This is a genomic window from Pseudomonas sp. KB_12 (assembly GCF_052114545.1).
Taxonomy (GTDB): Bacteria; Pseudomonadota; Gammaproteobacteria; order Pseudomonadales; family Pseudomonadaceae; genus Aquipseudomonas; species Aquipseudomonas brassicacearum.
This window is the reverse complement of sequence record NZ_JBFREY010000010.1, coordinates 83,495-106,548: the sequence shown is the minus strand read 5'-3', so window position 1 is coordinate 106,548 and position 23,054 is coordinate 83,495. Positions and strand designations below refer to the sequence as shown.

22 protein-coding genes are annotated in these 23,054 nt (G+C 60.2%); 13 read left to right on the top strand and 9 right to left on the bottom strand.

The genetic code is table 11. The annotated features are described in order from the left end of the window. Nucleotide 1: 1 nt before the first annotated feature. Nucleotides 2-1,306 carry a homogentisate 1,2-dioxygenase gene (hmgA, locus tag AB4Z20_RS10740; protein WP_253478029.1) on the bottom strand — a complete coding sequence of 435 codons (1,305 nt, stop codon included), beginning with the start codon at nucleotides 1,304-1,306 and terminating at the stop codon, nucleotides 2-4. 151 nt (nucleotides 1,307-1,457) lie between these two features. Here hmgA and AB4Z20_RS10735 point away from each other — a divergent pair, with 151 nt between their 5' ends. Then, nucleotides 1,458-2,255: an IclR family transcriptional regulator gene (locus tag AB4Z20_RS10735; protein WP_320389423.1), complete on the top strand. Its 798-nt coding sequence runs from the start codon at nucleotides 1,458-1,460 to the stop codon at nucleotides 2,253-2,255. Nucleotides 2,256-2,317: 62 nt separating this feature from the next. Here the strand turns inward: AB4Z20_RS10735 and AB4Z20_RS10730 are convergent, their stop codons facing one another. The 3 genes from AB4Z20_RS10730 to AB4Z20_RS10720 form a co-directional block, all read right to left on the bottom strand. Then, nucleotides 2,318-4,867, bottom strand: coding sequence for a LuxR C-terminal-related transcriptional regulator (locus tag AB4Z20_RS10730; protein ID WP_320389424.1), 2,550 nt, complete (start codon nucleotides 4,865-4,867; stop codon nucleotides 2,318-2,320). 296 nt (nucleotides 4,868-5,163) lie between these two features. Further along, nucleotides 5,164-6,531, bottom strand: coding sequence for a DUF1329 domain-containing protein (locus AB4Z20_RS10725; RefSeq protein ID WP_253478038.1), 1,368 nt, complete (start codon nucleotides 6,529-6,531; stop codon nucleotides 5,164-5,166). A gap of 22 nt (nucleotides 6,532-6,553) precedes the next feature. Further along, nucleotides 6,554-8,347 carry a DUF1302 domain-containing protein gene (locus tag AB4Z20_RS10720; RefSeq protein WP_253478041.1) on the bottom strand — a complete coding sequence of 598 codons (1,794 nt, stop codon included), beginning with the start codon at nucleotides 8,345-8,347 and terminating at the stop codon, nucleotides 6,554-6,556. Nucleotides 8,348-8,981: 634 nt separating this feature from the next. On the opposite strand from AB4Z20_RS10720, the gene AB4Z20_RS10715 reads away from it, so the two are divergent. From AB4Z20_RS10715 to AB4Z20_RS10705, 3 genes are all read left to right on the top strand, one after another. Beyond that, the gene (locus AB4Z20_RS10715) at nucleotides 8,982-10,940 is read left to right on the top strand and encodes an S-type pyocin domain-containing protein (protein ID WP_442089864.1); all 1,959 of its coding nucleotides are present in this window, start codon (nucleotides 8,982-8,984) and stop codon (nucleotides 10,938-10,940) included. Then, nucleotides 10,940-11,206 carry an immunity protein gene (locus tag AB4Z20_RS10710; RefSeq protein WP_442089863.1) on the top strand — a complete coding sequence of 89 codons (267 nt, stop codon included), beginning with the start codon at nucleotides 10,940-10,942 and terminating at the stop codon, nucleotides 11,204-11,206. Before AB4Z20_RS10715 ends, AB4Z20_RS10710 begins: the two co-directional genes overlap by 1 nt. Before the next feature lie 268 nt (nucleotides 11,207-11,474). Further along, nucleotides 11,475-12,239, top strand: coding sequence for an N-acetylmuramoyl-L-alanine amidase (locus tag AB4Z20_RS10705; protein WP_442089862.1), 765 nt, complete (start codon nucleotides 11,475-11,477; stop codon nucleotides 12,237-12,239). 44 nt (nucleotides 12,240-12,283) lie between these two features. Here AB4Z20_RS10705 and AB4Z20_RS10700 read toward each other — a convergent pair whose 3' ends face one another. The 4 genes from AB4Z20_RS10700 to AB4Z20_RS10685 form a co-directional block, all read right to left on the bottom strand. After that, nucleotides 12,284-13,195 (bottom strand): SDR family oxidoreductase, encoded by a 912-nt coding sequence (locus AB4Z20_RS10700; protein WP_427002419.1) that lies wholly within the window; start codon nucleotides 13,193-13,195, stop codon nucleotides 12,284-12,286. 250 nt (nucleotides 13,196-13,445) lie between these two features. Continuing rightward, on the bottom strand, nucleotides 13,446-14,348 hold the full coding sequence (locus AB4Z20_RS10695) for an alpha/beta fold hydrolase (protein ID WP_442089861.1): 903 nt from the start codon (nucleotides 14,346-14,348) through the stop codon (nucleotides 13,446-13,448). Continuing rightward, complete coding sequence (locus AB4Z20_RS10690) at nucleotides 14,348-15,130, bottom strand: class II aldolase/adducin family protein (protein WP_320389427.1); 783 nt, start codon at nucleotides 15,128-15,130, stop codon at nucleotides 14,348-14,350. The genes AB4Z20_RS10695 and AB4Z20_RS10690 overlap by 1 nt, the downstream gene beginning before the upstream one ends. A gap of 136 nt (nucleotides 15,131-15,266) precedes the next feature. Then, nucleotides 15,267-15,722 carry a flavodoxin gene (locus tag AB4Z20_RS10685; protein WP_442089860.1) on the bottom strand — a complete coding sequence of 152 codons (456 nt, stop codon included), beginning with the start codon at nucleotides 15,720-15,722 and terminating at the stop codon, nucleotides 15,267-15,269. Between the two features lie 153 nt (nucleotides 15,723-15,875). Here AB4Z20_RS10685 and AB4Z20_RS10680 point away from each other — a divergent pair, with 153 nt between their 5' ends. Next, nucleotides 15,876-16,349 carry a PAS domain-containing protein gene (locus tag AB4Z20_RS10680; RefSeq protein ID WP_253478063.1) on the top strand — a complete coding sequence of 158 codons (474 nt, stop codon included), beginning with the start codon at nucleotides 15,876-15,878 and terminating at the stop codon, nucleotides 16,347-16,349. Nucleotides 16,350-16,403: 54 nt separating this feature from the next. Next, a complete protein-coding gene (locus AB4Z20_RS10675) occupies nucleotides 16,404-17,009 on the top strand; it encodes a hypothetical protein (RefSeq protein WP_018604184.1) in 606 nt (201 codons plus the stop codon). Here the strand turns inward: AB4Z20_RS10675 and AB4Z20_RS10670 are convergent. After that, entirely contained in the window at nucleotides 17,006-17,965 is a 960-nt protein-coding gene (locus AB4Z20_RS10670) for a MerR family transcriptional regulator (RefSeq protein ID WP_258689341.1), read from the bottom strand. The two genes, AB4Z20_RS10675 and AB4Z20_RS10670, sit on opposite strands and share 4 nt — an antisense overlap. A gap of 220 nt (nucleotides 17,966-18,185) precedes the next feature. On the opposite strand from AB4Z20_RS10670, the gene AB4Z20_RS10665 reads away from it, so the two are divergent. The 7 genes from AB4Z20_RS10665 to AB4Z20_RS10635 all read left to right on the top strand — a co-directional run bounded on the left by AB4Z20_RS10665 (nucleotide 18,186) and on the right by AB4Z20_RS10635 (nucleotide 22,914). Continuing rightward, nucleotides 18,186-18,746 carry an antibiotic biosynthesis monooxygenase gene (locus AB4Z20_RS10665; protein WP_442089859.1) on the top strand — a complete coding sequence of 187 codons (561 nt, stop codon included), beginning with the start codon at nucleotides 18,186-18,188 and terminating at the stop codon, nucleotides 18,744-18,746. 217 nt (nucleotides 18,747-18,963) lie between these two features. Beyond that, nucleotides 18,964-19,674, top strand: a complete 711-nt coding sequence (gene folM, locus AB4Z20_RS10660) for a dihydromonapterin reductase (protein ID WP_442089858.1) — start codon at nucleotides 18,964-18,966, stop codon at nucleotides 19,672-19,674. Between the two features lie 20 nt (nucleotides 19,675-19,694). Continuing rightward, the gene (folE, locus tag AB4Z20_RS10655) at nucleotides 19,695-20,255 is read left to right on the top strand and encodes a GTP cyclohydrolase I FolE (protein ID WP_003205453.1); all 561 of its coding nucleotides are present in this window, start codon (nucleotides 19,695-19,697) and stop codon (nucleotides 20,253-20,255) included. Next, nucleotides 20,256-20,636 (top strand): dihydroneopterin triphosphate 2'-epimerase, encoded by a 381-nt coding sequence (gene folX / locus AB4Z20_RS10650; RefSeq protein WP_014340149.1) that lies wholly within the window; start codon nucleotides 20,256-20,258, stop codon nucleotides 20,634-20,636. It abuts the gene before it with no gap. Between the two features lie 97 nt (nucleotides 20,637-20,733). Then, the gene (locus AB4Z20_RS10645) at nucleotides 20,734-21,030 is read left to right on the top strand and encodes a DUF1244 domain-containing protein (RefSeq protein ID WP_003205454.1); all 297 of its coding nucleotides are present in this window, start codon (nucleotides 20,734-20,736) and stop codon (nucleotides 21,028-21,030) included. Further along, entirely contained in the window at nucleotides 21,023-21,361 is a 339-nt protein-coding gene (locus AB4Z20_RS10640) for a HopJ type III effector protein (RefSeq protein ID WP_442089857.1), read from the top strand. Before AB4Z20_RS10645 ends, AB4Z20_RS10640 begins: the two co-directional genes overlap by 8 nt. A gap of 302 nt (nucleotides 21,362-21,663) precedes the next feature. Next, nucleotides 21,664-22,914: a 2-aminoadipate transaminase gene (locus tag AB4Z20_RS10635; protein WP_442089856.1), complete on the top strand. Its 1,251-nt coding sequence runs from the start codon at nucleotides 21,664-21,666 to the stop codon at nucleotides 22,912-22,914. Nucleotides 22,915-23,054 lie beyond the last annotated feature (140 nt).

Here is a 23,054-nt window from a genome sequence, read left to right as displayed (position 1 = left end):
GTTATCTCCGGGTCGGGTCGAACGTGACAGGCAGCGAGGCCCAACATGCATCGTAGTCGGTTTGCAGTTGCGGGCAGTCCAGGGCGAAACGGCTTGGACGCAGCACCTGGCTGGTCTCGAACATGAACGCCATGGTGTTGTCGATTTTCGCCGGCTGCAGTTCAGCGTTGATCGCCTTGGTACAAGTCTCGCCGTCCGGGCCATGGGCACTCATGCAGCTGTGCAAGGACGCGCCGCCCGGCAGGAAACCTTCGGCCTTGGCATCGTAGGCACCCTGGATCAGGCCCATGAATTCGTTCATCAGGTTGCGGTGGAACCACGGTGGACGGAAGGTGTTCTCTGCCACCATCCAGCGTGGCGGGAAAATCACGAAATCGAGGTTGGCCAGGCCGTGGACGCTGGTGGGCGAGGTCAACACGGTGAAAATCGACGGGTCCGGGTGATCGAAGCTGACCGTGCCGATGGTGTTGAAGCGGCGCAGATCATATTTATACGGCACGTTGTTGCCGTGCCAGGCCACCACGTCGAGGGGCGAATGATCCAGCTCGCAACCCCACAACTCGCCGAGAAATTTCTGCACCAGCGGGGTCGGTTGCGCGAGGTTCTCGTAATGGGCGACCGGCGTCAGGAAGTCGCGCGGGTTCGCCAGGCCATTGCTGCCGATGGGCCCGAGATCCGGCAGGCGCAGCGGCGCGCCATGGTTTTCGGCGAGGTAACCACGGGCCTGCGGGTCGAGCAGTTCAATGCGAAATTTCAGGCCCCGGGGCAGCACGACGATTTCCAGCGGTGCCAGTTCCAGCACGCCCAACTCCGTGATGATCCGCAGCCGTCCCAGTTGCGGCACGATCAGCCATTCACCGTCGGCATTGAAAAACACCCGCTCCATGGAGCGGTTGGTCCGATACTGATAAAGGCTGATGCCGGCCGGTTTGTCCGCACCGGCATTGGCCGCCATGCACACCAGCCCGTCGATGAAATCGGTGGGCTCGGCGGGGATCTCCAGCGGGTTCCAACGCAGGCGATTGGGCGTGACGTCGCCCAATGGGCCCCCCGCCAGTTGCCGTTCGAGCTTGGTGAAGGCCGGGTGATTGGCCGACGGCCGGATGCGATACATCCAGGTGCGCCGCGCTTCGCTGCGGGCCATGGTGAACGCCGTGCCGGAGAACAACTCGGCATAGAGACCGTACGGGGCTTTCTGCGGCGAGTTCTGGCCGACGGGCAGTGCGCCGGGTAAGGCTTCGCTGGCAAATTCGTTGCCCAAGCCTGATTGGTAAGCCAGGTCCGACGCTGGGGAATCGAGGTTCATGGAGCCTCCAGGAATGCGGCCCGTCACTCAACGGAGTGGTTGAGGCGCACCGGGTTATTTTTATCGTAATTCGATTACGCATAACGTAATTTGCTCGACAGCGACCGTCAAGCTATAAAGACGCCCATTCGCCTCTGGACCCAGCGCCTCCATGGAAACCCCGCTCAGCAACGGTAAACAGAAAGTCCGCTCGGCCGAAGTTGGCACCGACATACTCAAGGCCCTGGCCGAACTGTCGCCCTCCACGTCGCTGTCGCGGCTGGCCGAACACGTGCAAATGCCGGCGAGCAAGGTTCATCGGTATCTGCAGGCCTTGATCGCCAGCGGGTTTGCCGAGCAGAACGCCGCCACCAACCACTACGGCCTGGGCCGCGAGGCCCTGCGCGTAGGCCTGGCAGCGCTCAACGGCATGGACGTGCTGCAAGTGGCCGCCCTGCCCCTGGCCGAATTGCGCGACGACTTGAACGAAACCTGCTTCCTGGCGGTGTGGGGCAACCATGGCGCGACCGTGGTGCGCATCGAACCCGCGGTGCGGGCCGTGACCGTGGTGACGCAACTGGGCTCGGTATTGCCACTGCTCAGTTCGTCCACCGGGCTGGTATTCAGCGCTTATCTGCCGGAGCGCGAGACCATCGGCTTGCGCGAGCAGGAAGTACAAGGCAGCGAGCACCACGCCCTCGCCGATGACCGCGCTTATGCCGCGTTGTGCGAGCAGATTCGCAGTCGCGGCCTGCACCATGTACATGGTTTGCTGATGCCGGGCGTGGATGCCTTGTCCGCTCCGGTATTCAATGCCGTCGGTGAGGTGAAAGCGGTGATGACCATCGTTGGTCCGACCTCGCTGTTCCACGCCGACGAAAACGGCCCGGCGGCGCAACGCCTGTTGACGGCGACCCGGGCCGTGAGTTGGCGGATGGGGTATGAAGCGGGTCCGGGATCAGCCCAGTAAATCCGGGACAATCCTGATCACTAAATCATTGAGATGAGGGTGATCAGTTGCCGATGGGGACATTAGCCCATCACCCCCATGACCTTGGCTTTTGCCACCGCCTGCGTACGCCGCTGCACCCCCAATTTGCTGTGGATTCGCCGCGCATGGGTTTTCACCGTGTGCAACGAAATGAACAGTCGTTCGGCAATCTGTTGGTTTGAATGACCTTGCGCAATCAGCTCCAGGACCTCCAGTTCGCGATGACTGAGCAAGGTGTCCTCGGCGCAGGCAGGCGGCTCGACCTGCTCTGCCGATTGCGCCCAACGCACCAACTCGGGCTGGCGCAAGCGCAGCTCGCACAAGGCTTGCTGGGCCCGCCAGCAAGTGACTCGCTTGAGCCCTTCTTGCAGGAGTGTCCGGGCCTGGGAACGATCGCCGGACAACCAGACAACCTCCGTCAACACCAGGTGCAGTTCGGTTTCCAGGCTGTGCATTTCACTCTGCTGCGCCCGGGTGATCATGGCTTGCAGGCACGCCTGCGGCTCCTGTGCCCGTTGCAGGTAGACCTCAGCCAGCACCAGTAGGTATTCAAGTCGCGCAATCAATTCCAGCGTCGCGGGAGGCGCGTGCTTGGCCTGCGGCCCGCGAAAATGGCGCAAGACACGGGTCAAGGCTTCATGGGCCAGTTCCGCCCGCCCCTGTTGCAACCAGAACTGACAGCTGGTTTGCAGCAACACGCCACGGTAAACGGTGTCGGGGATGTGCCGCTGCTGCATGATCCGTTCGGCATCGCGCAGTTGCATGAAGGCCTCGCCATAGTCGCCCTGGTTGGCAGCCAGGCTGGCCTTGCCGAGAAATCCGTAGAGCACCTGTTTGTCCAGGCTGTGCAGGCCCGTTTCCAGACCCGCTTGAAACTGCTCGGCGGCGCGCTCTTCAAACCCCATGCGCAATGCCAGGCGCCCGCGCCGCAGGGCAATACGCCCCAACAACGGGGAAAAGTCCTGGCCTGGTTTATCCAGCAGCGCCTGGACGGCGGCCAGCAGATGATCGGCCCGGTGAGGCGCGCCACGTTGCTCCAGGACTTGGGCGTGGTCCAGTTCCAGCAATCCTTCGAATACCAGCGAACCCTGCGCACGCGCCAGGCACAGTGCCTGGCGGTTGATCCGATGCGCAGAAGCCAGTTCGCCTGCAAGCAGCGCCTGCTGCGTCAGCCCACCCAGGCACAGCACCCGTTGGGCCCAGGCCTCAGGGTCCAGGCTGGCCTGGGCCTGGAGGAAGTGCTCGCGCGCCTGTTCGCCATCGCCCGAGAGGTGCAGCAACCAGCCTTGCAAGACCTGCCACCTGGCCAGCACCTGTCGCTGCCGGCAGGCCGAAGGCTGCGGCATGAACCTGGCCAACTGCTCAATGCATGTCGACGCCTGGTCGAAGCGTCCGGCGAACAACAGCGCAGCGGTGACCAACCCCACCGATTGCGGCGTACAGAGGGTCAGCGCTTCGCCTTGTTGATCGTGCAGGCCCAGCAACAGCACCACGTTGCGACGCTGCAAGACGTGCTCGAAGCTCAAATGCTGCAGGAAACTCACGGCAGTCTCGAACTCCTCGGCCAACATGGCTTGCTCGAACGCCATTTGCCAGTCCTGCTCGGCAGCAAACCACTGGCAGGCCCGTCGATGCCAGGAACGCCCCTGCGGCCAGGGCTCTTCACGTACCAGCCGGGCCAGGGCCGGAAAAATCTGCAACCAGTCCGACGTCTGCTCCCATGGCTCGATGAAACATCCCAGGTCCAGCAGCAAGGGCAGGCATTGCACGCCCACGGTGTCGCCGAACAGGTGCTCGCATAGCCGGGCATTGAAGCGCGGCAGGTGCGCCAGCACACGCCAGGCCTGCGCCAGGTCTGGCGTCAGCGTGCTGAACAGTTCGTACTCCAGGTAGTCGACCAAGGTCCCCGGCCGTCCCGGCGTTGCATGACTGCGCGCCCATTCGCAACGCTCCAGCAGCGTGATGCGCACCCCGGCACACCAGCCGCCACTGCGCTGGATCACCTCGTGGGCAGTGCGGGCAGCCTGGGGACCGGGCAGGTGACGCAGCAATGGCAGGACATCGTCAGGGGTGAAGAACAACGCCTGCGCATCGAACTCGTGCAGCTCGTCATCGAGCAACAGCCGCGGCCAGTTGCAGTGGGGACGGCGGCGGCTATTCAGCCACAGGTGCAACGCTGGACTGCTGGTGTTCAACAGACGGTCGAGCAACTGGTCCAGTTCGGGATTCGGCACCCGGCAGTAGTCATCCAGGAACAACCACGTGGGTGTCTGCAAACGCGCCAGGTGGGCCAGCAGTCCCGCTTCATCGAGCATCGGCAACCCGAGGGCCTGGGCCAGGCGCTCGCACATTTGCACCGCGCTCAACGCCGCGCCGCCCAATGGCAACCAATGCAGCCGACACCCGGCGGGAGCCTGCAGGAAGCACTCGGCGAACAACGCACTCTTGCCGCTGCCCGCTGGCGCGCAAAGCAGCTTTACCCGCGCTTCGGACGTCAGCAAAGGCTCACTCAGGGACCGCCGCGGCACGTGCGTCGAGGACAGGCGAGGCAACAATCCTGGACGGTCCGGACACGGGGTCATGGCGGTCATGTGGGCAGATCCTGTTTATTGTTATCTCACCACCCTAGTCCTGTGTCGCCGAGCTTTGGAGAAGTATTCAGCGCGCTGATTGGCGCCCATAAAAAAACGACCGGCAGGGGCGCTGCCGGTCGATCACGATGATCAAGTCAGGCACAACCTTGTGGGGAAAGGATTCACTGTGGGAGCAAGGCTTGCCCGCGATGAACGATAACGCGGTTCAGCTTTCAGACCGCGGTGCAGCCATCGCGGGCAAGCCTTGCTCCCACAGATAAATCCCTTCGCCACAGTTACCTTTCAGTCAGGCCTTACCGAACCCCGGTCGAACGCAGCGCTGCCGGTGTGTAGTCGGCGGCCCGGGCTTCGAAGCCGTACTCGTAGCTGTGTTTCTCTTCGTTCTTCATGCCCAGCGCGATGTAGCGGCCGGCAATGATGTCGTAGAGCGCCTCGAGGGTGTAGCCCGGGTTCTGATGGTCGTAGTAGAACTGGGCATGACCTTCGGCCACCCGCCACAGCTGGCCGCGACCGTCGTAGTGATCCACCAGCGCCGCCTGCCAACTGTCCTCGTCGAAGTACATGTGGCGCTTGGCATAGATGTGCCGCTCGCTCGGCTTGACCGTGCCAACCACCTCCCAGACCCGGTGCAATTCATAGCGAGTCAGGTCCTGGTTGATATGGCCGGCCTTGATCACATCGTCGTACTTGAGGCTTGGCGAATCGAGCTTGTAGCTGTTGTACGGGATGTACATTTCCTTTTTGCCGACCAGTTTCCAGTCGTAGCGGTCCGGCGCACCGGAAAACAGGTCGAAGTTGTCGGAGGTGCGCAACCCGTCGGCGGCGGTGCCCGGGCCGTCGTAAGCCACTTGCGGGGCACGACGCACCCGGCGCTGGCCGGCGTTGTAGATCCAGGCCAGGCGCGGTTCCTTCACTTGGTCGAGGGTCTCATGCACCAACAGCACGTTGCCGGCCAGGCGCGCCGGCGCAGTCACCTCCTGCTTGAAATAGGTCAATACGTTGCCGGCCTTCTCCGGGTCGGCATCCTTGATCAGGAACGGCACGGCAATTTCTTCTTCAAAGCGGATCGGCGTGAAGCTGCCATTGGTCTGCGGCGTAGCCTGGGTGATGATGCGCCGCAGGTTGCCGCCGTGATAACGGGTGACGTGGTTCCACAGCACTTCCACGCCGCTCTTGGGAATCGGGAAGGCGTAGTAGCGGTTGCCGGTGAAATTGGCCAGGCCATTGCCGTCGTTGATGGCGTTCACGTTGAGGGCGCTGCGCTTGGCCGACTCGTAGATTTCCGGCGGCAGGCCCACGCTGCGGTGGGTCGGATAGACCGGGATCTTGTAGGTTTGCGGGTAGCGCTTGAACATCGCGACCTGGCCTTCGGACAGCTTGTCCTTGTACTTGTCCACGGTCTCGGCGGTGATGGTGAACAGCGGTTTTTCATTGGCGAACGGGTCGGCCAAAAAGCCCTTGCTGTCCACCGCACCGGCGTTTTTCGGGATGCCGCCGGTCCAGGCCGGAATCGAGCCATCGGCATTGCCGGCTTTTTCCGCGCCCAACGGCGTAAGGCTAGTACCCAGTTTATTCGCTTCATCCGGCGAGACCGCCGCCATCACGTTCGCGGCCAGCAGGCTCAGGGCCAGGGCACCGCATTGCAGGATCATCTTGCGCATTGGGTTTTCCTTGTCAGCCAGATCAGAAGTTCACGCCGAAGCTCAACGCGAGGAAGTCGCGGTCTTCGAGAACGTTGTAATCGCCGCCAAAAAAGTCGGTGTAGCTCAGGCTGGCGGTGTAGGTGTTGCGGTAGTCGGCATCGACACCGACGCTGATAGCCTTGGCGCCTTCGTTGAACAAGCCGTTGGGACCGTAGCCGGCCACATCGTGAGACCAGGAAACGTTGGGCTTGAAGTTCACACCACCGATCACGTTGGCGTAGTCGAGAATCGCCCGGGCGCGATAGCCCCAGGAAGTCGAGGTAACGAAGCCATCGGTGTCGCCATTGAACCCGTACTGGCCGTAGACCGAATCGCGGCCGTAACGCAGCTTGTCCTTGGACTCCAGCCCGCCGACGTGCACCACCGCCGCCTCGCCCACCAGCGTCAGGCGTTCGGCGCCCAGTACCTGATCGACAAAATGCGTCAGGGTGCTCTGGACCTGGGTGACTTCCTTGCGCCGGTAGCCGGTGTTATCCGCCCCGGCCGAGGTGGCGATGGGTGAAGCCGCACCACCGGCAATCGGGTTGAGCAGGGCCAGGGTCAGGTCGTTGGTATTGACCTGCACCGGTGCGTTGGGGCGGTAGCTGATTTCCCCGGTCCATGCGGTGCCGGTGGGCAGCGTGGTGGAGAAACTGGCACCGTACAGGCGAATGTCTTCCGGGTATTCAAGGTAATACTGGCCGCGTCCCAGCATGACGCTTCGCGCCAGGCCCGCACCGCTGCCGGGGGCCAGGCCGTTGGCAATCGTGACCATTCCCGGCAATGCCGCCAGCGTCGAGAGCCCCGCCGTGGTGGTCCCGACGGTAGGCGTACGGCTGTGGTAATTCATGAAGTACAGGCCGTACTCGGTGTCATCGCCGAGCCAGCGCAACGCCGTGCCCCACTGGCCGGAATCCCGCGCGTCGCGGTCACCGCCACGGGGAATAACCACCCCTTCGCTGGACACCTCAATGCCTTGGCCAAAGGCCTGAGTCAATGGCACGAACGGCGCAATCGCCGGGCTGCCCACGGTGTAGCCACTGGTGCAACCATCGGCCACCACATCGTTGCCGAAGAAGGTGCCGCAGTTATCCACCACGGTCTGGTCCCACTCCAACTGGTAGAAACCTTCGACGGTGAGCTTGTCGGTCAGGCCCTGGGACGCGAACAGCATGTTCACCGGGATCAGGCCTTCCTTGATCTCCGCACCGGGGCGACGGAACGCGGACACGTCCACCGGGTTGATGCTGTTGATCGAGTTGCCGATGAAGGTACTTTCCCCCCAACTGACCACCTGCTTGCCGGCGCGCACGGTGCCCGGCAAATCGGCAATGGAATAGTTGTGATAGACGAAGGCATCGAGAATCTGCGCCCCCGAGGACTTGGCGCCTTCCTTGCGATTGCTGTCGCTGATGTCCTTGAACTCGCGGCCTTCATCCTTGAGCTCGAAGTCATACCAGTACTTGCCGCGCACGAACACGCCGGTATCGCCGTACTTGAGTTCGAGGTCGTGCAGGCCTTTGAAGATTTTGGAAAAGGTCTCGCCCTTCTTGAAATTCAGCCGCCCATCATCACCGGTGGAGGATTGGCCCCGACCGCCGTTGACCGTGCCAACCAGGTCCTTGTCGGCATCGCGCATGCCCCAGCTTGCGCCCACGGACAACGACGAATCGAACTGACCCTCGATCTCGCCAATGTTGAATGAAACGGCCTGCGCCTGGGCACAGCAGCCCAAGGCCACCGCGACGGCCAGCGCCTGCGGCTTGAAGATGGCGCGCATTGTTATTGTTGTCATGCGTCTTCCCCGGTGAGTGACAGAGGCTTCACCCTACTGCCGCACGCCAAGGGCGATAAGCGCACCAAGGAGGTATTCGCGCTGTACCTAAAAAGGATTACAGCCCATGCAGTGCGGGCCTTTGCGCCGTGCATGGATGGACTGGATGATGGGTCATCAGCGCCGCGCATACTCATGCCCGGCCTTCGACTGTTACGCGCCCTGCAACGGTGCATGTCCGGATCCGGGCTGTTTCCCGCAAGGCACGATGCCTATGCTGGCCGGGCTTTCAGGGCAACGGGCCTGCAAGCACAAGCCTCACGGCATCCCTCCTGCCTGCCTGGCACACCGTCTTCGGATGGATTGGCGTATCGGTCCATCATCCCGTGTTTACCGACGTTGGTTTGTAGCTCCTTTGCAACGTCACGCTTAGGCCGCTGCTTTTTGCAGCGGCCTTTTTTATGTGCGGCTATTTCCGAGTTAAAACTTCTTGTTTCCTACGTTGTTGTCGGAAAGGCTCACCTGCCTGCATTGAGAGTTCGAACTTATAGTTTCCTTGGTCGCCCGGGATGGGTGATTACGCAAATAGCCGTGAACGACCGCATGTGTTGAATGACGGCGTGGCTATTCAGATTCGATTCGAAAGGAACTCGATATGCAGCAAGAAAAAAATATCCTTGTGAATAGAGGTATACCTCGCACGCCACCTTCTTCTTCACCATCTCCCAACCATGGACATGGCGGCACGCCGGATCGTTCGGCAGGCAGGGCTCATATAGGCACCGATGGTGACAGTTCAGCTTCGCCGAGCTTTTCTGACTATAGCCATGCAGGTTTTGAACCTGCGATCGGTATGGTTTTGCATACGTTGAAGAGCACGACCAAAACTGCAGAAAGCACGTACCAAACCCAGCTCAGCAAGCTGCCGCAAACCATTGAGAACGATCTGGCGGCGATTAGGCTTGAGGGATCGACACGCTCTCTTCCCCCCGCAGCGGCAATCGCTCGCGAATTGAGCGTTCGCAATACACTGTTGGCGCGAAAAACCGCCCAATTCCATCAAAAAACAGCGCTTGCCAATAGTTTCTACGGCGTCGATCCAATCGGTAAGCCATTACAGGCGTTCTATCCGAAAGCCCTGACCCTAGAGAGGCTAGTCCCCCCAAACGGTATTGCGATAAAAGCCTGGGCCACATCGCTCAAGGCAGCGTACGAGGCAAGGCTGCTGTCCCAAGCCATCAATATGCTGAATCAGCAGCAAGTCGAAGTACTTAAATGGCTGGCTGCGGTACAGGCTCAGGAGCAGGTGCAAAAAGAAGTACAGCGTTTGGCCGCTGAAAAAGCACAAAAGGTGGCTCAAGCTCTACGTGAAGCGGAAGAACGGGCAAAGATTGCAGCTGTCGCGGCGACAAAAGCCCGACAACTGGCAGAAGCGGAAAAGGCGCGTGAAAAAGCCTTCGCCGCTCGTACATTTCCCGTATCAGCCCCTACCGTCGCTACTGCTCCAGCATTCAGCTTTTCGAAGGGCGAGCTCGCCATAAGTCCGACAACCGCCCTGACAATCAACACGATGCTACGTACGGCAATTCCGGCCGTCATCGAAGCTATATCTGCCGTGGCAACACCCGTTATCGGAGGGTTTGCTGCGCTGCTTTATCCATCACAATTGGGCAACGGAGACCTCTACGCCCTGAGCGTCCCGCTGTCGGAACTCCTATCTGACAATAGTGATGATTTGTACGCTATCGCAGCGACACAGGGTGAAATCAAACTGCCTGTCGTTATCGGCTCCAGAACCACGGTCAATAAAAGGGAGTTTGTGGTTGCTGGCAGTACTGGACCCTCGGTACCTTCCAAAGTACCGGTCCGGCTAGCCACGCTTGATCCGCACGGTGATTTCTACTGGTCCCGCAGCCCGGATACCGAGTCGATCGGGATGACCTGGACCCCCATTACAAGACCAGGTAATGCATCCACATACCTACCGGCGAACGCACCAAACCTTGCAGCCTACAGTGGTGCGACTCCAGTGGCTGTAGACGGGCGAATCGATACACATCCGGAACTGGATAATTACAGTTTTGGTGGATTCATTACGGTATTCCCAATTGAGTCGGGTATCCAACCGTTCTATACCGTTTTTAGCAGTCCTTATGAAGGGGCAACGACCAAAGGTGAGCACAGTGGACGCGATTTCAACCCGGAGCAGGCTGGTGGGCCTATTCTGGAGTTGGATTGGAGAAGCGCGACGGTCACTCAGGAGGGAATTGATGCTGTGAAGCTGCACATCGCTCGGCTCGATCAGTCTGATGCCAATGACGTGATGATCGAGCGGCTTGAGAGAATTTTGAAGGAAGAGATTGCTATAACCGATGTCGACAAACGCTTTTACACTCACGAGACAAGAGAGCTGGAGAGATTTAGGGCCCAAGGCCTCACAGATGACTTCATTCCGAGCAACGGATCGGCCGAATGGAATAATGCCCATACTGCGACGTTAGAGGATTATAAACTTGGCAGTAGTGAATCATTGCTATATTCCTTGGAAGCACTCGAGGCGGCTGAAAAGCAGACGAAAGAAATATACAAGCGACTTTTGAAAGGAGAATTCTGATGAACACTATCGAGCAGCTCGTAAAAAACGAATCGATCACAGACATCGTATCTGCTTTCGGTATCGGCTTAGCATATCCGTCACTCGACAGAATGATCGCTCGCTATCGATTTGAGGCTGTAGCAAATGGAGAGCTACTAATGACCTATACAAGGTTATTTGAGGAAGGGGTACTAGCAAATGGCGACGGGCCCGTCGCTATCAAAGGTCCGAACTGGAAAGCACCGAAATTCGTACTGGAGAAGAGGTACACTGAATCTAGTTGATCCAACCAGGCATCAGGCCGCGGCTCATCAAAAAGATCTTTACCCTAAGTTTTTTGAAATTCCGTATAGTCGCTGCACAGTTTGCAGCGGCTATTGGACATCGCCTTACGCACCTTAACGCTCATCCAATAGACTTAATCCCATCCATCAAAACGCCCGTTCCTACAACAAAGCCAGAATCCAACTACGCGCACATAAAAAATCCAYTGTTACGCTGAAATCAATCGCAGCACTTCGCTTCGATTTATTAACCAGCGAGTTACAGAGAATGCAAATAAACAACACAAGCTATCGTTCAAAAAAAGGTTTTAACAGTCGCGTTCGCTTTTTAATTTTCCATTACACCGCCGGCAACTTCGCATCGTCCATCAATGCACTGATAGGCCCGTCGATCAGCGCCCATTACCTGATCCCCGACTTTAGCGACCCCACCTATCTGAAAGCAGGTTTCAAGGAGCCACAGATTTTCAACCTGGTGGACGAAAGCCAGCGGGCCTGGCATGCGGGTGTGAGCAGCTGGGGGAACCGCAGCAACCTGAACGACAGCTCGATCGGCGTGGAGATTGTCAACCTGGCGACCGATAACCAGGGCCAGTTTACCTTTCCCCCCTATAAGGCTCAGCAAATCGAGGCGATCGAATATCTGGCGGCGGATATTCTCAAGCGCTACCCGGACATCAGCCCGGTCAACGTGGTGGCGCATTCGGATATAGCCGCTGGGCGAAAGAGTGATCCGGGGCCGATGTTCCCTTGGCACGCGTTGTATCTCAAGGGCATCGGTGCCTGGTTCGATGACACCACCCAAAAGACTTTCTTGCAGGCTTACCAAGCCAACGGAGTCCCCCTTCGCGACCAGTTGCTCGGCCTATTCAAGAAATATGGCTATGACACGTCGGCGGCCACGACAAGTACCGGTTTCCAGCGCCTGGTGCGGGCTTTCCAGTTGCACTTTCGTCCGGCCAGATATGACGGGGTGATGGACATCGAGACCGCCGCGAACCTGGCGGCCCTGGTGAAAAAATATTTTCCATGAGCACGGTTACCGCGACTGACGGCAACCGGCCCGGGCAATGAGGCTTAGATGGCGTGGCGTTGCAGGTTCGCCATCATTTCTTTCAAGGCTTCCAGGTTGTCATTCGGATGTACCGCATCCTGGAAATCGCAGATCTGCTGCCAATGGGCGGCGACGTCTTCGGGCGAAAAGCCTTTGCGCGGATCGAAGCCCGCCCCCAGGCTGCGTTCCCAGCGCACCTTGCCCATCCAGCCGCCGCCCACTTCGAACAGGCCGGAGGTTTCCTGGCAGGTCTCACTGGCCAGGTACACCACCAGCGGGCTGACGAGTTCGGGCTTGAGTTGTTCGAATACCTGCGGCGGGATCAGGCCTTCGGTCATGCGCGTGCCGCCGGTGGGGGCGATGGCATTGACCAGGATGTTGTTCTTGCGGCCTTCGATGGCCAGGGTCCGAGTCAAACCATAGAGGCCGAGCTTGGCCATGCCGTAGTTGGATTGGCCGAAGTTGCCGTAGATGCCCGAGGTAGACGCCGTGAAGATCACCCGCCCGTAGTTTTGCTCACGCAAGTGCGGCCACGCGGCCCGGGTCACCTTGTAGGCGCCCTCGACGTGGACGCGGTAGACCAGGTCCCAATCGGCGTCGTCCATTTTGTGGAACGTCTTGTCCCGCAGGATCCCTGCGTTGTTGACCACCACATCGACGCGACCGAACGCGTCGAGGGCGTTTTGTACCAGCTTGTCGCCATCGGTCACCGAGTCGTGGTTGGCCTCGGCGATGCCGCCCGCCTCGCGAATTTCGGCGACCACCCGGTCTGCTGCCGAGGCGTTGGCCCCTTCCCCTTGAGCCGAGCCGCCAAGGTCGTTGACCAGCACTTTCGCGCCTTGCCTGGCGAACAGCAGCGCATGGGCGCGTCCCAGGCCACCGCCGGCTCCCGTGACGATCACGACTTTATCTTCGAAGCGCACAGACTCACTCATGACAGAACTCCAGCAGGCGGACAGGACAATGGGCACGAGTGTCCGGCACAAGTCGGCCGGTCACAATCAACACGGTTGCCAGTGAATGGTGGGCGATAAGGTGAGGGGATGATGCAGGCCCAGGCCACGGCGGCACATTCAATTTCCGGCGCTGCCATCGCGAGCAAGCTCGCTCCCACAAGGGATTTTGTTACCCACAAATTCCGTATTCACAATCGCTCCCACACAAGCTAGCCCCCACAGGGTGTCGTCATGAACAGGCCATTTGTCTGCTCGGCGCGGTGATGGCTTCGCGAAACGCCAGGTAATGCTTGAGCACCTGCACCGGCGCCTCGATGTGCGGGTAATGACCAATGTCGGGCAACAACACCGTGTCCGGGTTCGGGATCAGGACCTCGTAGCGCGCCACCATGTGCTCACCGGAAATCGGGTCGAGCGCGCCGTCGATCACCCGCAACGGCACGTCGCCGCGCTGCATCGCCTGCACCCAGCGATCACGCTGCACACGGCGTTCGGGAATATAGGCGATGAGCTTGTGCATGATCCTCGGACCGTGATGGGCTTGCACCAGGCTCCAGAAATCATCCAACTCGCTTTCAGTGGGGGTGGTCCTGGGGCCGAAAATCTGCCGAAAGCTGCTGACCAGGCTTTCCCGGGAGAACGCCCGCCCCAACAGCCACCCCAGGGGGCTGAGCAAGAGTTTCTGGGCCCAGACTGGGCGGTGGGTTTCCGGGAACAGGCCGCCATTGAGAAAGACGCAACTGGCGAGATGGATGCGCGCTTCGTAATGCCGCGCCAGCAGTTCCTGGGCCACGCTGTCGCCGTAATCGTGGGCCAACACATGCAGCGCGCCCCGCACATTCAGGTGCGCGAGCAGGGCCTGTTGCAGATCGGCTTGCTCCAGCAGGCTGTAGACGTGATCCGTCGGTTTGGCGGAGTCGCCGAAACCGAGCATGTCACACGCGATCACCCGGTAGCGTTGCGCCAGCGGTTGCCACAGGTAATGCCAATCCCAACTGGCGGTGGGAAAACCGTGGATCAGCAGCAGCGGCTCGCCCTGCCCGGCCACCCAGTAACGGATGGCATGACCACGGAACATGAAGATCTGGCTGCGCTGGCGCCAGATACGCAGGGGAATCTGGGCCAGGGGCATCAGCTTCTATACCCGGCGTCTTGTTGATCGAGCTTGCGCAACAACGCCGGCCAGGCCAACGCGCCGCCCATGCCCTGGGCGCTTTTGGTCACCCCGGCGATCATCGCCCGGGCGCCAGCCAGGATCTGCGGCTCGATGGCAATCAGTTCGGCCCCGCCGCTCTGCGCCAGGACCTGGATGTCACAGGCCCGCTGAAAGGTGAACATCATCAGGAAGGTATCGGCGATGGTCCCGCCGCAGGTCAGCAAGCCATGGTTATGCAGCATCAGGAAGTTGCTCTCGCCCAGGTCCACCTGCAGGCGAGCCTTTTCTTCGTGATTCAAGGCCACACCTTCGTAGGCGTGATAGGCCAGGCTCGACAGCACGAACAGCGATTGCTGGCTGATCGGCAGCACCCCCTGCTTCTGGGCCGATACCGCCACGCCAGCAGCGGTGTGGGTGTGCAGCACACAGGCCACATCATGGCGCACTTCATGCACCGCGCTGTGGATGGTGTAGCCGGCCGGGTTGATCTCGTAGGGGCTGTCCATCAACTTGTTGCCGGCCTGATCGACCTTGACCAGGCTCGAGGCGGTAATTTCATGGAACATCATCCCGAACGGGTTGATCAGGAAATCCTCGGTACCGGGAACCTTTGCGGAAATATGGGTGAAGATCAGGTCATCCCAACCATGCAGCGCGACAAGCCGATAACAGGCGGCAAGGTCCACCCGGGTTTGCCATTCGGCCGCACTGACCTGATCCTTGATGCTGAGTGTCGTTTGGACGGGCGCTACGCTCACGGCTCTGACCTCTGGTTTCTTGTTATATGTCTCGATCGAAACGTCGTACGCAAGAAAATCAGTCTAGTCAGCTCTTTCAGAGGCGGTAGTTGCGTTGGCAGCCAGCTTACTGGCCGAACGAGTCAGCGCACCCGCGTCAAGCGCGCAACGTGTCGATCAACTCAGCGAGCCATGGCTCGGCGTCGGCTTCCGGCGTGACACTTTCGCTGGCATCCAGACGCAGCATCGGCAGCACCTCGCGTACGCCCAATTCGACGAACAGCTCGCACATCTGCTCGCCACCGGCGCAGAAGGTATCCCCATAGCTGGCGTCGCCCAGGCCGATCACCGCGCCAGGCAAACCACGAAAGAACCCGGGCAACTGGTCGCGGATGACCGAATACAACGGCATCAAATTGTCCGGCAACTCGCCCATGCCGGTCGTGGAAGTCACTGCCAGCAAGGCCTCTGGGGCGAATGCCTGCACATCCGCCAGGGTCGCACGCGGGTCGTGCCAGGTTTCAAAGCCTGCCTCGCGAAGCAGTTTGGCGGCGTGCCGGGCGACTTCTTCGGCGGTGCCATACACCGAGCCGGAAAGAATGGCGACTTTCATCAATCTGATCCTGAACCTGAAAAAAGAGCCGGAATAGTACCAGTTGCGCCTGTCAGGCTGCGAATGGCTCTCAACGGCCCTAATGGCCAGTGGACAGCCTGTCGATTTCTTTTAGAATGCTGCTTCGACAAGGATGTTCAAAGGGTTCTCCCCATGATCAACGCTCAACTGATGCAACTGGTCATCAATGCTTCGAACGACGGGATTGTCATCGCCGAAAAAGAAGGCGAAGACAATATCCTGATCTACGTAAACCCGGCCTTCGAACGATTGACCGGTTATCACCGCGACGAAATCCTCTATCAGGATTGCCGGTTCCTGCAATCGGGTGATAGGGACCAGCCCTCGCTGGAGCTGATTCGCAAAGCCTTGAAAGAGGGTGGTACCTGTCGTGAGGTGCTGCGCAATTACCGCAAGGACGGCACGCCGTTCTGGAATGAGTTGTCACTGTCCACGGTAAAAAACCAGGCTGACGGACATACCTATTTCGTGGGTGTGCAAAAAGACGTCACGACCCAGGTCAAGGCTCAACAACGCGTCGCACAGCTGGAAAAGGAGCTGGCCGACGCGCGGGAGACAATTGCCCGGCTCGAAGCGACGAACGGTTCAAACAAAACCACGAATTAATGGTCAGTCACTACAATCACCAGTGAACACGTAAATAATCATTTCGAGCAGATCATGCAGCGCGATGCCCTTCTGACGCAGGATGAACTGGATTTCATCCGAACCATGCAACACAACCCGCAACTGAACGAGCGGGATGTCACGTCGAGCTTGCTGGTAAACGGTGGGTCGCAGATCCGTGACTTGCTGACACGTCTGGCGGCAAATGAGCAGGTTACGCTGCAAGCCAATTTCGAAAACCAGCAAATGACCTTTCCGCTGCATCTGGTGGAAGACGAATTCCATGCGATGCACCTGCGCTTGGGTGTACCGAGCATCTACGAGGACGGACCGAAGATACGCCCATGGCGTCTGGCGCTCGAAGAGCCGGTGGCGCTGGAAAATATCAAGGGTCAGCCGGGACCGCTGTGGGTCCACGAAGTCTCCTGCAAAGGCGTATTGCTGGAAAACCGCAGTCGAACCAAACCGCCGAAGCAGTTTGCCTTGTGGTTCAGCCCATCAGGCTACGAGAGAATTTCCTTGCGAGGAACCTTCGAACGGGAAACCGATCGCGGCCTGTTTGCCTACCACCTGAGCCAGAATGACCAGGACGAGACGGAGCGCCTGCGCCAGTACATCCTGCAGCAACATCGCCTGACCCATCCCTCCATGCATCTCTAGGTGTCGAGGTTGCCTGCCAGAAATTGACGCAGGCGCTGGCGCATCACCGCTCCTTCATTGCCCAGGCAACCGATCGACGATCCAACCAGGCTCTCCTGTGCCAGATCGGATGCATCACCAGCCAGCATCAACGGGCAATCCAGGCTCATTGCCAACTTCCCCAAGCGTTTAGGTAAATCGACCGCTGGCGCATGATTGGAAACCAGCACCAATGCCACCGGCTGGACCTTCTGGCACACCAGGGTCAATTCCTCGAACGGCAGGCCGATCGACAACAGCCTGACGCCCACTTCCTCCTTGGACAGGAACAGCGCCGTGACCAGCAACTCCAGTTCATGGCAATGATCGGCAATCGCGCAGACCAGGACACGCGGCGACGCACCTTCGCGCTTGAGCAAGAGCCGCTGGGCGATGCGCGAACGCAGGAAACCATCAAGAAACACCCATTCGCTGGCTTGCCCGAACGTCTGCTGGCGCTGCAATAGCTGTCGCCAAAGCGGCATCAGGATTTCCTGGAATACGATCGGCACGGTGTAGGTGGAAAAGACCTGCCCGTAGACGCGATCCAGTTCTACATCGTCAAAATTGCTAACCGCGTCCGCCACCTGTTGTTGCCAGCGGGCGTGATCGGTCCTGACCAGATCGGATGAGATCAGCGTGGAGACCGGTTGCACCGACTCGGTCTTCGCCAGGATCTTTCCCACTTTGCTGACGGCCACCCCGCGCTCGAGCCAGGCCAGGATGCTGCGCACCTTTTCGATATCGCTCAACGAGTACAGGCGATGCCCGCTTTCGGTGCGGGTAGGCTGGATCAGACCGTAGCGCCGCTCCCAGGCACGCAGGGTCACGGGGTTAACGCCGGTCATGCGCGCGACTTCGCGAATGGGAAACAGGTCTTCCCGCTTCAACGCACCTGATCCCTGGAAAACGAAGCCATCCTCGGTGATTACACTCATTTTGGCAGACAATTCCGGCTGGCAAATTGGCCCCTAGTTTACCCCTCCCAGGACATGTCATGACAAGGATAAACATACTCGATGTGCGGTTTTGTTGTTTTATGCGCAATCGGGAATAATTCTTGCCTGTTTTTTGGCGACCAGACGCTACCCACCACCCCGGGGCGTCCCCCGCGAACCTCCTACCCGGAGTACCGCGCCTGTCTTACGGAGATACATAATGTCTACCTCTCCCGTCACCCTGATGGTTGCCCGCCGCGTTGCCAATGGACGTTATCAGGACCTGATCGCCTGGTTGCGCGAAGGCGAACAACTGGCAACCGACTTTCCCGGCTACCTGGGTTCCGGCGTGCTCGCTCCACCGCCCGAGGACGATGAATTCCAGATCATCTTCCGTTTTGCCGACGAGCAGACGCTGCACGCCTGGGAACACTCTGCTTCTCGCACGGCCTGGCTGGGACGGGGCAGCGATCTGTTTGCCCATCCCTCCGAACATCGGGTGCGTGGCATCGATGGCTGGTTCGGTGCGGTCGGCCAGCGTCCGCCCCGTTGGAAACAGGCCGTGGCCATCTGGCTGGCGTTCTTTCCCGTGTCGCTGTTGTTCAATTTCCTGTTGGGGCCGCTGCTGGGCGAACTGGGCCTGTTGAGCCGGGTGTTCATCAGCACGCTGATCCTGACGCCACTGATGGTCTACCTGTTTATCCCGATGTCGACCCATCTGCTGGCGAACTGGCTCAACGGCGCGCCACAGCGGACGTTGCCGGCGACGCAGAATCATTGATGTCGCCAGCCTGCACATTGATCCGTGTGGGAGCCTCAAACCTGTGGGAGCGAGCTTGCTCGCGATGAGGCCGGTACATCCACACCAAGTGTTGCCCGTCAGTCCGCTATCGCGAGCAAGCTAGCTCCCACAGGGGAACTCTGGATTCACCTTTGGACATAGGACGCGCACCGCGTCGCTGTTATAGTTTTGCTCTTGCCGTGAACCGAGCCGTCCTATGTCCAGCGCCATCGCCCCGATCCTGATCACTGGCGCAGCCCAGCGCGTCGGCCTGCATTGTGCCCGGCGATTGCTGGAAGACGGGCAACCGGTGATCGCGACCTATCGCACCGAACGCCCTGGCGTGCAGACGCTGCGGGACCTGGGGGCGGTGGTGCTGTTTGCCGACTTCTCCAGCGAAGCGGGGATCCTGGCCTTCATCGAACAACTCAAGCAGCACACCGACCGGCTGCGGGCCATCGTGCACAACGCCTCGGCCTGGCTGGCCGAGGACCCGGGCAGCGAAGCAGCGGCCTTCAACGCCATGTTCGGCGTGCACATGCTTGCGCCTTACCTGATCAACCTGCACGGCGCCGAGCTGCTGCAGCGTTCAACCCCGGCGGATATCGTGCACATCAGCGATGATGTGACCCGCAAAGGCAGCGCCCGGCATATCGCCTATTGCGCCACCAAGGCCGGCCTGGAAAGCCTGACCCTGTCGTTCGCGGCGAAGTTCGCCCCGGCGATCAAGGTCAACGGCATCGCCCCGGCCCTGCTACTGTTCAACCCCGAGGACAACGCGGCTTACCGCGCCAAGGCCCTGGCCAAGTCCGCGCTGGGCATCGAACCCGGCAGCGAAGTGATCTACCAGAGCCTGCGTTATCTGCTGGACAACCCTTATGTCACCGGCACGACCCTGACCGTCAACGGCGGGCGGCACGTCAAATAGCCTTGTTTCGAGGATGCACCATGACGCTATCCCTGCCCCAGAACTACCGCGAGATCCTTATAGGCCTGGGGGAAAACCCCGAGCGCGAAGGTTTGCTCGATACCCCGGTGCGTGCCGCCAAGGCCATGCAGTACCTCTGCCATGGCTATGAACAAAGCGTCGAGCAGATCGTCAATGGCGCGCTGTTCGCCTCTGACAGCGATGAAATGGTGATCGTCGCCGACATCGAACTCTATTCACTCTGCGAACATCACCTGTTGCCCTTCATCGGCAAGGCCCATGTGGCTTATATTCCTACGGGCAAGGTCCTGGGGCTGTCGAAGATCGCCCGGCTGGTGGACATGTTCGCCCGCCGCCTGCAAATCCAGGAGAACCTGACCCGGCAAATCGCCGACGCGGTGCAGCAGGTCACCCAGGCCGCCGGCGTGGCGGTGGTGATCGAGGCCCAGCACATGTGCATGATGATGCGCGGTGTCGAAAAACAGAACTCGACCATGAACACCTCGGTGATGCTCGGCGCCTTTCGCGATTCCAGCACCACGCGCCAGGAGTTCCTGCAATTGATTCGACGGAGCAATTAAATGCCACAACTTCAGCCAGCCATGGCACGCATCAAGGTCAAGGACCTGCGCCTGCGCACCTTCATCGGCATCAACGAGGATGAAATCCTCAACAAGCAGGATGTGTTGATCAACCTGACCATTCTCTACGCTGCCCAGGAAGCTGTGCGCGACAACGACATCGACCACGCGCTGAACTACCGCACCATCACCAAGGCGATCATCGCCCACGTGGAAGGCAACCGCTTCGCCCTGCTCGAACGCCTGACCCAGGAATTGCTCGACCTGGTCATGGCCAACGAATCGGTGCTGTACGCCGAAGTCGAAGTCGACAAACCCCACGCCTTGCGATTTGCCGAGTCGGTGTCGATTACCCTTGCGGCAAGCCGGGCGGCTTCGTAGCCGCTACTGGCTTCAAGCGGTAAACTTCAAGCCTGATCAACGCCATCCAATTTGCAGCTCGAAGCTCGCCGCTTGCAGCTGCCCGTCAGGGAACACCATGAACGACCAACAACGCCTCGAACTCGAAGCCGCCGCTTTCCGTCGGCTGGTTGCCCACCTGGACAGCCGCAAGGATGTGCAGAACATCGACCTGATGAACCTCGCCGGCTTCTGCCGCAACTGCCTGTCCAAGTGGTACAAGGCCGCCGCCGATGAACGCCAGGTCGAGGTCAGCCTCGACGACGCCCGCGAAGTGGTCTACGGCATGCCGTACGCCGAGTGGAAAGCCCAATACCAGAAAGAAGCCAGCGCCGAACAACAGGCGGCGTTCGCCAAAGGAAAACCTGATGCCTGATCTCAATACCCTGCGTACCCGTCTCAAGAGCGGCGAACATGCCTTCGCCGACACCCTGGCCTTTATCGCCGCCGGTTACGACTACCAGCCCCAGGCCTTCGACAACGGTGGCGTGCACAACGCCGCCGGGCAGAACGAAGGTTCGTGCAAGACCCTGGGCCTGGCGCTGCTCGAAGGCTTGAGCGATGAAGAAGCGCTGCTGGCGTTTGGCGAACATTACCGTTCGGTGCTGGTCACGCCCGAAGGCAGCGATCACGGCAATATCCGCGCGCTGATGGCCCATGGGCTGGCCGGTGTGACGTTCGAGGCACAGCCGCTGCAACGGCGCTGATCGTCCCGCTTTTGTGGCGAGGGCTCCCGCAGGACTCTGTAGGAGCTGGCGAAGCCTGCGATCTTTTGATCTTTCACTTGAGACTCAAGTGTACGGGCAAAGATCGCAGCCTCGCTTCGCTCGACAGCTCCTACAAGCCCAGCGGGAGCAACCTCCCTCGCCACGGGTTGCCCCCCCCAAGTAAGCGGCACCTCACCACATCCCGACTTTTAAGATTGACCCGGCAACTTTATTTCGTTTGCCGGGCCCCTCTGCTCGCGGCTTAGATAACGGAAATTTCTCCATCGTCCGGGCCGTCATCCATGAGCAGCGAAACCATCAGCCAATCGATCTCCATCGTGCACCCCGTCAGCCTCAGCCACGGCAAGAATGCCGAGGTCTGGGACACCGACGGTAAACGCTACATCGATTTCGTCGGCGGCATCGGTGTGTTGAACCTCGGCCATTGCCATCCGCGCATTGTCGAGGCGATCCGTGAACAGGCCACCCGGCTGACGCACTACGCATTCAATGCCGCGCCCCACGCCCCCTACATTGAATTGATGGAGCGCCTGGCGGCGTTTGTCCCGGTGGATTATCCGGTCAGCGGCATGCTCACCAACAGCGGCGCCGAGGCAGCGGAGAACGCCTTGAAGATCGTACGCGGCGCCACGGGCCGTACCGCCGTGATTGCGTTTGATGGCGCCTTTCACGGCCGCACCCTGGCGACCCTCAACCTCAACGGCAAGGTCGCGCCTTACAAGCAGAAAGTCGGCGTACTGCCCGGGCCGGTGTATCACCTGCCGTACCCCAGCAAGGACAACGGCGTCACCGGCGAAGAAGCCTTGAAGGCCATGGAGCGGCTGTTCAGCGTCGAGATCGACGTGAATGACGTGGCCTGTTTCATTGTCGAACCGGTGCAGGGCGAAGCCGGTTTCCTGGCGATGGATGTGCCCTTCGCCCAGGCTCTGCGGCAGTTCTGCGACGACAAGGGCATTGTGCTGATCGTCGATGAGATCCAGTCCGGCTTCGGCCGCACCGGCCAGCGCTTTGCCTTCCCACGGCTCGGCATCGAGCCTGACTTGGTCCTGCTCGGCAAAAGCATCGCCGGCGGCGTGCCCTTGGGCGCGGTGGTGGGACGCAAGGCGCTGCTGGACAACCTGCCCAAGGGCGGCCTCGGTGGCACCTACTCGGGCAACCCCATCGCCTGCGCCGCCGCCCTGGCGACCCTGGATGAAATGACCGACGCCAACCTGCACGCCTGGGGCTCGCAACAGGAGGAGGCGATCGTCAGCCGCTACCAATCCTGGCGCAACCGTGGGCTGACGCCCTACCTGGGCCGCCTGACCGGCGTCGGCGCGATGCGCGGCATCGAGCTGACCCACGCCGACGGCACCCCGGCCTCGGCACAACTGACGCAACTGCTGGCCCTGGCACGGGAATCGGGCTTGCTGCTGATGCCCAGCGGAAAATCGCGGCACATCATTCGGCTGCTGGCGCCGTTGACGACCGAGCCGGCAGTGCTGGAGGAAGGCTTGGATATCCTGGAGGCGTGCTTGGCGAAGCTGGCCTGAACACGGTCCTCTTGACCACACAGAACCCTGTGGGAGCGAGCTTGCTCGCGATAGCGTCAGGTCAGCCAACATCGATGTTGACTGATACACCGCCATCGCGAGCAAGCTCGCTCCCACAGGGGTTCAGCAGCAGGTATCCA